Raw genomic sequence first — 9,543 nt, 5'->3', positions numbered from 1 at the left:
TCAGGCCTCTCAGGCCTCTCAGGCCTCTCAGGCCTCTCAGGCCTCTCAGGCCTCTCAGGCCTCTCAGGCTCCTCAAGCTCCTCAGGCTCCTCAGGCCCCTCAGGCCCCTCAGGCCCCTCAGGCCCCTCAGGCCCCTCCGGCTCCTCCGGCTTCTCAGGCCCATGAGGCTTCTCAGGCCCATGAGGCTTCTCAGGGCCATGAGGCTTCTCAGGGCCAAATGGCCTTGGCGTCCGCTCGATATCGCGGCCGTCAGGGAGCGATAGCTTGGGCGTCGGCTTGGCGCAGTGTCGTCATATTGCCGGCAACGGCATCGGCGATTTGCCGCGCCAAGGCGGCGACGGCGGCATTGCGGTCGGCTCGCTCGAAGGCGAGCCGGGCGGGCACGAGAACCGGATGCCATGTGCTTGATTGGCCCGTTGCGCTCATGGTTCTGGGCGGGGCGCCGATGACGGCGAACGGCGTATCGGCGCTGTGCTCGAGATCGGCGACGGTCACGGAGACCTCCGCGCCGAGCGCATCGGTGACTGACGCCGGGCCGTCCGGCGCTGCTGCGCTCTCGGCGGCGCTTTGCAAATGGAAGACGCCGCCGATCAGCCAGCCCTGCACGGGCGGCGGCTCGCCTGACGCGAGATAGCGCGCCGCCAAACCCATGTGATTGAGCCGCTGAACGACGGCTTGCGCGACGAGACCCGCGTCGTGACTGGCGGCATGCGCGTGTAACGCGTCGCGTAGACGGGCGAGCAGGCCGGATTCAGGGGCATTGGCGGGGACGGCAATGAAATCCGCGACGTAGACCGCCTGGGGCACCGGCACCATCGGGGCCGGGCCAGCCGGCGTGGCCACGATAGGTGGCGTAGCGACCGGCGCGGGCGCAGCGGGTGCAGTGGGTGCGACGCTGACTTGCGCGACGGCCATCGGCGCGACGGCGATCGAGTCCCCCATCGATGGATCGCCTGCCGCCGATCGAGCCGTGGGCGCCGCTGGGGGCGTTTGGGCGACAGCGGCGGCGGCCGCGGCCCAGATCGTAAAAGCCGCTGCCGCGCGGCCGAAATTTCGCATGACTGCTTGATCGGAAATCGTCTAAGGGATGCTGGGCCGGGACAGGGCGCTAGGGTAAGCCGCCCACAGGACCCCCGTCAACGAACGAGCGACGAACGAGCGACGAACGAGCGACGAACGAGCCACGAACGAGCCACGAACGAGCGCGCTCGTCGCCGCATCACTTGACCGTCACATCGGCAAAATTCTGCCTGCCGAACGCGCTGACCTTATAGCCCTCGACCGATTGACGCGTGATGGCGCTGGCCGTCGGATATCCGAGCGGAATCCAGAGCGCTTGGTCGTGAATGATCTTCTGCGCAGCCTCGTAGTCCTTCGCGCGTGTGGCTTGCGCGGCGACCGAGCGCCCATCGGCGATCAGCTTGTCGAGTTTCGGATCGCAGTAGCGGGCGAAGTTGATGCCCGATTTGACGCCGTTGCAGCTGAACAGCGGTGCGAGGTAGTTATCGGGATCGCCGTTATCGCCGGCCCACCCCATGAACAGCATGTCGTGCTGCCCTTGCTTCGCCTGCTTGATCAGCTCGCCCCATTCGATCACCCTGACGTCGGCTTTAATGCCGATTTTGGCGAGGTCGGCTTGCAGCAGCTCGGCGCCCGCCTTCGGCTTCGGATTGAGCACGCTGCCTTGCGGACGCACCCAGATCGTCGTCGAAAAACCGTTCGGATAGCCGGCCTGCGCGAGCAGTGCCTTGGCTTTCGCGGGATCGTAGGGATAGGCGCTGATCGCCGCGTCGTAACTCCAGGTGGACGGCGGATAGGGATTAACGGCCGGCGTGGCCGTGTTGTCGAAAACGACCTTCAAGTAGTTGGCGCGATCGAACGCCATGTTGACGGCTTGTCTGACGCGATTGTCGTCGAGCGGCTTGTGTTGTGTATTCAGCGCGACAAACGCTGTCATGAACGCCGGGGTCTGGACGACGGCGAGCGACTTGTCTCCCTTCGCGGCGGCCACGTCTTCGGGCTTCGGCGATAGCGCGATCTGGCATTCGTTCGCCTTCACCTTTTGGGCGCGCACCGTGGCATCGGGCGTGATGGCGTAGATGAGCCGCTCGGCTTTCGGCTTCGGCCCCCAGTAAGCCGGATTGGCGTCGTAGCGAATGACGGCGTCTTTGGTATAGCTCTTCAGCAAGTACGGGCCGGTGCCGATCGGCTTGCTGTTCAGATCGAGTTGCTGACCCGCCTTGAGCAGCTGATCGGCATATTGCGCGGAATAGATCGAAGCAAACCCCATCGTCAACATCGGGACGAACGTCGCGTTCGGCTCGTTCAGATCGAATTCCACGGTTTGGTCGTCAATCTTCCTGACGGCTTTCACGAGTTTGACGAGCCCCATCGACTGCGCATGCGGAAAGCCGTTCGGGCCCGCCACCTTATGCCACGGATTGGCGCTGTCGAGCATGCGATCGAACGTGAAGACGACGTCGTCGGCGCTAAACGGGCGCGTGGGCTTGAAGTAGTCGGTGGTTTGAAAGGCCACGTTCGGACGCAGATGGAACGTGTAGGTCAGACCATCGCCGCTGACCTCCCATTTCACGGCCAGAGCCGGGACGACCTTCTTCGCCGCTTCGTCGTAATCGACGAGCGTATTGAAGATGACGTCAGCCGAGGCGTTTGTCGTCACGAGCGAGTTGAACTGAACGACGTCGAAGCCGTCGGGGCTCGCCTCGGTGCAGACGGTGAGCGGTTTGGCGAATGCCAGGGCAGGCAAGACGGCGAGCGTGGCGGCGAACAGTTTGACGTGCATGAGTGCTCCCTCGGAGACGGGCGGCCGAAAGTGGAACCGGCGGATTGAGCCGATGAGCTTAGCCCAAGCGCGCCGCGTCGACAACGATGCGCCCCTTATACCGATATGCCGCGGCGAGGGTTGCCGCCTTCTCCCGCCAGCCCGCTAGCCCACCGCCCGCGGTTTGCGCGGCGCCTTTTCGAACAGCCGGTCGTACAGCCATCGCGGCAGGCATCCGAGCAGCGCCGCCACGATCCGCATCGGCCAGGGAATGACGGCAAAGCGTACCTTGCGCGCGATCGCGCGGGCCGCTTGCTCGGCGAAGCGATCGGCGTCCATCAGAAACGGCATCGGGTAGGGATTGTGAGCCGTCATCGGCGTGCGGATATAGCCGGGGGCGATCGTGACGACGGCCACGCCGAACGGCCGCATTTCGACGCGCAACGATTCGAGATAGGTCAACGCCGCGGCTTTCGATGCGCTGTAGGCCCCTGAACCGGGCAGGCCGCGCACGCCCGCCACACTGGCGATGCCGACCAGCGTACCGCGCCGGGCCTGCATCATCGCTTGTGCGAACGGCTCGAACGTTGCCGCCATGCCGAAGTAATTGACATCCATCACTTCGCGAAATGCCGGCAGATCGCCCGAACCGGTCACCACACCCTTACTGATGCCGGCATTGGCGATGACGATGTCGGGCGCGCCATGTTCGTCGACGAATTGTGCCGCTGCCCGCGCGACGGCTCCATCATCGCGGACGTCGGCCGAATAGACGGAGAGGGAGATTTGGGGAAAGCGCCGAGCCAATTCGGCGAGGGCATCGAGGCGGCGCGCCACGAGCCCGAGCGTCGCGCCTTGCTTCGCATACTGCTCTGCAAGCGCCAGCCCGATGCCGCTCGAGGCGCCGGTAATAAAAACCTTCAGGGGCGAAGTCATACCGGCGCTCGGCGGATGAGGTCCCGCATTACATCCTCTTCGCGCGCACTTGCGCAACGAGATAGTCGAGGACCTGGATCGTGCCCGGCAGGCTATCCGTGGCGGCGGGGCCCGTTTCATATTTGCCCTGCACCGCGAGTGTCGGCACGCCGTCAATCTTGTATGCCGCGAGCAACTGCTTGTCGCGGTTCACATCCGATTGCGTCGAGAACGAGTTGTAAGCCTCCATGAACTTCTTCGGATCGACGCCTTGGGTGGCGAGAAACTTGGCTTGATCTTCCGGCGTCAGCAGGTAGTTCTTGTTGACGTGAATTTCGTGGAAGACGACCGGCGTCAGCTTTTGCTCGAGCCCCAGCGCGCGCAGGGCGTACAGCAGCTTCGAATGCGGAATGAAATCGTCGCGGAAGGCAACCGGCACGCGTTTGAACACGACGTCGGCCGGCTTATTGGCGATCCACTTCTCCAAGTACGGATCGAATTCGTTGCAGTGCGGGCACCCGTACCACATGAACTCGATCACTTCGATCTTGCCGGCGGGAACGTCGAGGGGCTGCGGTGCCTTCAGGACCGTGTAGTCTTTGTCGGCTACCGGTGCAGCCGGCGTGGCCTGCGCAACGCCCGCGCCGACGACGGCCAGGCTGACGGAGAACAACAGCGTGCGGATCAGTTTTTTCATTTTGCTCGTGTCGTGGGTACGATGAACGTGGGGCGCCTATCGGGCTAAGCCGCGGCGCATTGGCACGCCTGCCGGCTGTCGATTCAGACACGCGCCGTCTCCGCATGGTTCAGCGGCGAACGGCGCATGACGGTCTTTTCGTCGAGCGTGACGGTTACTGCTTGGTGAAGCGAATCACGGCCGTGTCGATGCCGGCATCCGACAGGCGCTGGCGTGTCGCATTCATTTCGTCGAATTTCGCAAACGGCCCGATACGTACGCGGAAGTACGTCACGCCCCCGGCGTCGCGTTGCGACACCTTCGACTCGAAACCCTGGAACGCCAGACGGGCGCGTTGCTGCTCGGCATCGGCAGCCGTCTTGTAGGCGCCAACTTGCAGGAAATAGCCTGTATTCGCATCGTTCGCGCCGGGGCCGGGCTGCGCGCCGCTGTTCGGATGCGCCGCGTTGTTTGTGTTGCTGGCGTTGTTGGTGTTCGAGGCGGTGGGCGGCACGCTCGCCGCTTGAGCCGGCTTCTTCTCCGCCGAAGCCGGTGCGTTGGCTTGGGCCGGCGCATTGGCGGTGTTGCCGCCTGCGCTCGAGGCGCCGCCTGCCGACGGGACTTCAACGATCTGAGGCTCTTGCAGCAGACCGGACGCTTGAGCGGGCGCTGCCGGCTGAGCGGACGACTGCCCTGGCGCCGTGTTCGGCGGCGTTTGCTGGGCCGTTTGCGGAACCGGCTGCCCCGGCGATTTGCCTTGCAGTGCTCGATTCGGATCGTATTGCTGTTCAACGGTGCCCGCATCCGACGCACCGCCCGGCGCGACCTTGGCCACAAACGGCGTGGGCGCGCGCGTGATATAGAGCGCGACGACGACCGCGATCGCAAGACCGACGATCAAGCCCAGCACGACACCGAGGAACGTGCCCCCGGTTTGCTTGGATGGTTTCCCCTTGGGGGACGTGCTGCGTGGCGAAGTACGGCTCGGTTTTGCCATTATCTGATTCACCTGCGAAAAAAAACCGGAAGGCGGCGCTCGGCGCGTGCCAAGTTGGCGCCGCGCGAGGGCGGCCACCGATTATAGCGACGGCGCGTGATACCGCACGGCGAATGCGCGGGACCGTTACATCTTGGCCGGCGACGAAACCCCGATCATCGCCAGACCGTTGGCGAGCACCTGGCGCGTGGCCGCCAGCAGCGCGATGCGTGCGTCGCGCTCGGCTTGCGAGTCGACGAGCACGCGCTCGGCATTGTAGAACGAGTGAAATTCGCCCGCGAGTTCGCGCAGGTAGAACGCGATGGCGTGCGGAGCGAGTTCAAAGGCCGCATGCGTGAGCATATCGGGATATTCGGCGAGCTTGTTCATCAGCGCCATGGCGCGGGCGCTGGTGAGCACGGATACGTCGACTTGCGGCAGCACCGCTTCGTCGCCGCCGAAGCGCGATTTCCATTCGCCCAGGATCGAGCAGATTCGCGCATGGGCGTACTGCACGTAGTACACCGGGTTCTCGTCGTTCTGCTTGAGCGCGAGGTCGACGTCGAACACGAATTCGGTGTCGGCCTTACGCGAGATCAGGAAGAAGCGCACGGCGTCGCGCCCGCGCTGAATGGTCGCTTCGTCGAGCAGATCGGGCGCCGCTTCCTGCCCGGGCACCGCTCCGCCCGACCATTCGATCAGATCGCGCACGGTCACATAGCTGCCGGCCCGCTTCGAAATCTTCACTTCCTGGCCGTCGCGCATGACGGTGACCATCTTGTGCAGCACGTAATCGGGGTAGCCCTTCGGGATCCCGACGCCGAGCGCTTGCAGGCCCGCGCGCACGCGCGCGATCGTGCCGTGGTGATCCGAGCCCTGCACGTTGATGACTTTTTCGAAGCCGCGTTCCCATTTGGTGATGTGATAGGCGACATCGGGCAGGAAGTAGGTATAGGTGCCGTCGGACTTGCGCATGACGCGGTCTTTGTCGTCACCGTAATCTGTCGTGCGCAGCCATAGCGCGCCGTCTTGCTCGAACGTCTTGCCGCCCGCGATCAGCGCATCGACCGTTTTGGCGACGCGCCCTTCCGTGTAAAGCGACGATTCGAGATAGTACTGATCGAACTTCACGCCGAACGCCTGCAAGTCCATGTCCTGCTCGTGGCGCAGGTAGGCGACGGCGAACTTGCGGATCGCGTCGAGATCGTCGGCGTCGCCCTTGCCTTTGACGGGCTCGCCGTCCTTGGCCGCGACCGTTTCTCCGTTCAGGTAATCGTGCGCGATGTCGCCGATGTACTCGCCGTTATAGGCGGCTTCGGGCCAGCCGGCTTCGCCGGGCTTGAGACCTTTCGCGCGCGCTTGGGTGGAAACGGCGAGGTTCTGGATCTGGACGCCGGCGTCGTTGTAGTAGAACTCGCGATGGACCGCGTAGCCCTGGCTTGCGATGACGTTCGCGAGGGCATCGCCGAGCGCGGCTTGACGCCCGTGTCCGAGGTGCAGCGGCCCCGTGGGGTTCGCGGAGACGAACTCGACGAGCACGCGCTTGCCGGCGCCGTGGGCCGAGCGGCCAAACCCGGCGCCTTCGGCCATGACGGCGCCGATGACGGCTTGTTTCGCCTTCGACGTCAGACGCAGATTGATGAAGCCGGGGCCGGCGATCTCGGCGGCCTCGATCACATCCTTCGCGGCCGGCTGTGCGAGCAAGGCGTCGACGATGCGCTGTGCGAGTTCGCGCGGGTTCTTCTGCAGCGGCTTGGCCAACTGCATCGCGACGTTGCAGGCGACATCGCCATGGGCGGCCGCCTTCGGACGCTCGAGTGCGATGGCGGGTGCCGCGGCGGCATCGCCGTTCAATTCGGTGATGACTTGCTTGACGCTGGCAGCGAGCAAGGCTTCGAGATTCTGTTTGTGTACGGGCAGCATGCTGTTTGGGTACGTAGGCTGTGGCAGTCCGCTTGGCGGATGCAAGGGTTGGCGCAATGCGTGACGAGTTGCGTCCGCCATAGGTGCGTTTGCTTATCGCAAAGGCGGCAAACGCGCGCGCGTTTGTATCTAGGCGGATTTTAGCAGGTGCTAATATGTCTCAATGAAGCGCCCGGCAAGGGGTGTGCGGCTTGCGGGCTTCGGCGAGGGCTGCGAGGCTCGGTGCCAGCGGCGTCATGGCGCTGTCAGGTGTAGTAAACAAAACGAAGGAAATGGATCCATCATGTTGATTACATTCAAATGTCGTGCCGCGCCGGATGTCGTAATGCTGGAAAATCTGGCCCAATATCTTGTCGGCATCGTCGGCAAGCATCTTGGCGCGCGCGGCGTCATCACGCACGATGAACTACCTGAGGCGATCTCGAAACTCGAGGCGGCGATCGTGACGGACAAGCGGGAGATTGCCGAGCACGAAGGGCACTTCCACGAAGGCGAAGAAGGGCATGAGACGCACGAGCTGCCGATCGGCCTCGCTCAGCGCGCTTATCCGTTCCTCGACATGCTGCGCGAAGCGCACCGCGAAAACGCCGACGTTCTGTGGGGCGTTTGAGCGACGCACTGGCTGGCGCAGCAGCGGCGGCGCAGTAAGCGTTGCCGTTTTCGTCCGAAAAAAAACAGCCCGGTTCACGCGATGACGTGCGAACCGGGCTCTTTCGTTTGGGGGCCGTGATTCGCCGCCCCTCGGCTTACGACGGCCGACTACAACAACGGCGCAAGCGCGCGTTCGGCATCGGACAGCGCGAGCGCGTTGCGGCGGGCGAAGTCCTCCACCTGATCGCGACCGATCTTGCCGACCGAGAAGTAGCGGCTGTCCGGATGCGCGATGTAAAAGCCCGAGACGCTCGCCGCTGGCAGCATCGCGAGCGATTCCGTCACTGTCATGCCCACTTCATCCGCTTTGAGTGTAGCGAACAGGTCGCGCTTGACGAGGTGATCGGGGCAAGCCGGATAGCCGGGAGCAGGACGAATGCCGACATAACGCTCGGCGATCAACGCTTCGTTATCGAGCGTTTCGCTCTGCGCATAACCCCACAGCTCGCGCCGCACGCGGGCATGCATCGCTTCGGCGAACGCTTCGGCCATCCGATCGGCCAATGCCTTGAGCATGATGGCGCTGTAGTCGTCGTGGTCCGCCAGGAATTGCTTTTCCTTCACGCCGACGCCGCTGCCCGCCGTCACGGCGAACATGCCGATGTAATCGGCGACGCCCGATTCCTTGGGCGCGATGAAATCGGCCAGCGAGCGGTTCGGCCGCATCACGCCGTCGACAACCGGCCGCACGCTTTGCTGGCGCAGGCCATGCCAGGTCATCGCCACCTGCGTCCGCGATTCGTCCGTGTAGATCTCGATATCGTCGCCAACGGTGTTGGCCGGCAGCAGCGCGATCACGCCGTTGGCCGTCAGCCAGCGGCCTGCAATCAACCGCGCCAGCATCGATTTGGCATCGGAGAACACGCGCCGCGCCGATTCGCCGACGATCTCGTCGTTGAGAATGGCCGGGTAAGGGCCGGCGAGGTCCCACGTCTGGAAGAACGGACCCCAATCGATGTACTGGGCCAACTCGTTCAGATCGTAGTTCTTGAACACGCGGCGGCCGATAAACGCTGGCTTGACGGGCTGGTAGGCCGCCCAGTCGATCTTGGCCTTGTTCGCACGCGCCTGTTCGAGCGTCACCATCGGCTGCGCCTTCTTGTTGGCGTGCTGCTGGCGGATGCGGTCGTACTCGGTCTTCAGTTCGTCGAGATACTTCGCCGCGCCTTCGTCCGAGAGCAGGTTAGAGGCGACCGATACCGAGCGCGAGGCATCGGGCACATAGACGACCGGCCCTTCGTAGTTCGGCGCGATCTTGACGGCCGTGTGCACGCGCGAGGTGGTGGCTCCGCCGATCAGGAGCGGAATCTGCTTGATGCGGAAGTATTCGTCGCGCTGCATTTCCGAGGCGACATAAGCCATTTCCTCGAGACTCGGCGTGATGAGCCCCGATAGGCCCACGATATCGGCGCCTTCCACCTTTGCCTTGGCGAGAATCTCATTACACGGGACCATGACGCCCATGTTGACGACTTCGAAGTTGTTGCACTGGAGCACGACCGAGACGATGTTCTTGCCGATGTCGTGCACGTCGCCCTTGACGGTGGCGATGACGATCTTGCCCTTCGCGCGGACGTCGCCACCGGCTTCGGCCAGCCGCTTCTTTTCCTCTTCGATGAA

The 9,543-nt window shown here is 63.9% G+C and carries 8 protein-coding genes; 1 reads left to right on the top strand and 7 read right to left on the bottom strand.

Annotated elements, in window-relative coordinates; all coding sequences use genetic code 11:
• Positions 1 to 249: 249 nt before the first annotated feature.
• From ACTHL0_RS22895 to argS, 6 genes are all read right to left on the bottom strand, one after another.
• A complete protein-coding gene (locus tag ACTHL0_RS22895; RefSeq protein WP_440569244.1) occupies positions 250 to 942 on the bottom strand; it encodes a hypothetical protein in 693 nt (230 codons plus the stop codon).
• 277 nt (positions 943 to 1,219) lie between these two features.
• Positions 1,220 to 2,803, bottom strand: a complete 1,584-nt coding sequence (locus ACTHL0_RS22890; RefSeq protein WP_440569243.1) for an ABC transporter substrate-binding protein — start codon at positions 2,801 to 2,803, stop codon at positions 1,220 to 1,222.
• Between the two features lie 144 nt (positions 2,804 to 2,947).
• A complete protein-coding gene (locus ACTHL0_RS22885; RefSeq protein WP_440569242.1) occupies positions 2,948 to 3,718 on the bottom strand; it encodes an SDR family oxidoreductase in 771 nt (256 codons plus the stop codon).
• 28 nt (positions 3,719 to 3,746) lie between these two features.
• A complete protein-coding gene (locus ACTHL0_RS22880) occupies positions 3,747 to 4,394 on the bottom strand; it encodes a thiol:disulfide interchange protein DsbA/DsbL (protein WP_440569241.1) in 648 nt (215 codons plus the stop codon).
• A gap of 154 nt (positions 4,395 to 4,548) precedes the next feature.
• Positions 4,549 to 5,370: an SPOR domain-containing protein gene (locus ACTHL0_RS22875; RefSeq protein ID WP_440569240.1), complete on the bottom strand. Its 822-nt coding sequence runs from the start codon at positions 5,368 to 5,370 to the stop codon at positions 4,549 to 4,551.
• 126 nt (positions 5,371 to 5,496) lie between these two features.
• Positions 5,497 to 7,272, bottom strand: coding sequence for an arginine--tRNA ligase (gene argS / locus ACTHL0_RS22870; protein ID WP_440569239.1), 1,776 nt, complete (start codon positions 7,270 to 7,272; stop codon positions 5,497 to 5,499).
• A gap of 283 nt (positions 7,273 to 7,555) precedes the next feature.
• Here argS and ACTHL0_RS22865 point away from each other — a divergent pair, with 283 nt between their 5' ends.
• Positions 7,556 to 7,882, top strand: a complete 327-nt coding sequence (locus tag ACTHL0_RS22865; RefSeq protein WP_440569238.1) for a DUF1840 domain-containing protein — start codon at positions 7,556 to 7,558, stop codon at positions 7,880 to 7,882.
• A 149-nt stretch (positions 7,883 to 8,031) separates the two neighbouring features.
• On the opposite strand, the gene ACTHL0_RS22860 is transcribed toward ACTHL0_RS22865, so the two are convergent.
• Positions 8,032 to 9,543 (bottom strand): vitamin B12 dependent-methionine synthase activation domain-containing protein (locus ACTHL0_RS22860; protein WP_440569237.1); only part of this gene is annotated, 1,512 nt, incomplete at its 5' end.

The sequence above is a fragment of the Trinickia sp. genome (assembly GCF_051961175.1).
Taxonomy (GTDB): domain Bacteria; phylum Pseudomonadota; class Gammaproteobacteria; order Burkholderiales; family Burkholderiaceae; genus Trinickia.
The sequence above is the reverse complement of the archived record's forward strand: the minus strand, read 5'-3'. Positions and strand labels throughout refer to the sequence as shown.

Bases quoted from the DNA above. Each gene is read 5' to 3' on its own strand.
- ACTHL0_RS22895 (WP_440569244.1), bottom strand. From the start codon at position 942: ATGGGGGACTCGATCGCCGTCGCGCCGATGGCCGTCGCGCAAGTCAGC.
- ACTHL0_RS22890 (WP_440569243.1), bottom strand. From the start codon at position 2,803: ATGCACGTCAAACTGTTCGCCGCCACGCTCGCCGTCTTGCCTGCCCTG.
- ACTHL0_RS22885 (WP_440569242.1), bottom strand. From the start codon at position 3,718: ATGACTTCGCCCCTGAAGGTTTTTATTACCGGCGCCTCGAGCGGCATC.
- ACTHL0_RS22880 (WP_440569241.1), bottom strand. From the start codon at position 4,394: ATGAAAAAACTGATCCGCACGCTGTTGTTCTCCGTCAGCCTGGCCGTC.
- ACTHL0_RS22875 (WP_440569240.1), bottom strand. From the start codon at position 5,370: ATGGCAAAACCGAGCCGTACTTCGCCACGCAGCACGTCCCCCAAGGGG.
- argS (WP_440569239.1), bottom strand. From the start codon at position 7,272: ATGCTGCCCGTACACAAACAGAATCTCGAAGCCTTGCTCGCTGCCAGC.
- ACTHL0_RS22865 (WP_440569238.1), top strand. From the start codon at position 7,556: ATGTTGATTACATTCAAATGTCGTGCCGCGCCGGATGTCGTAATGCTG.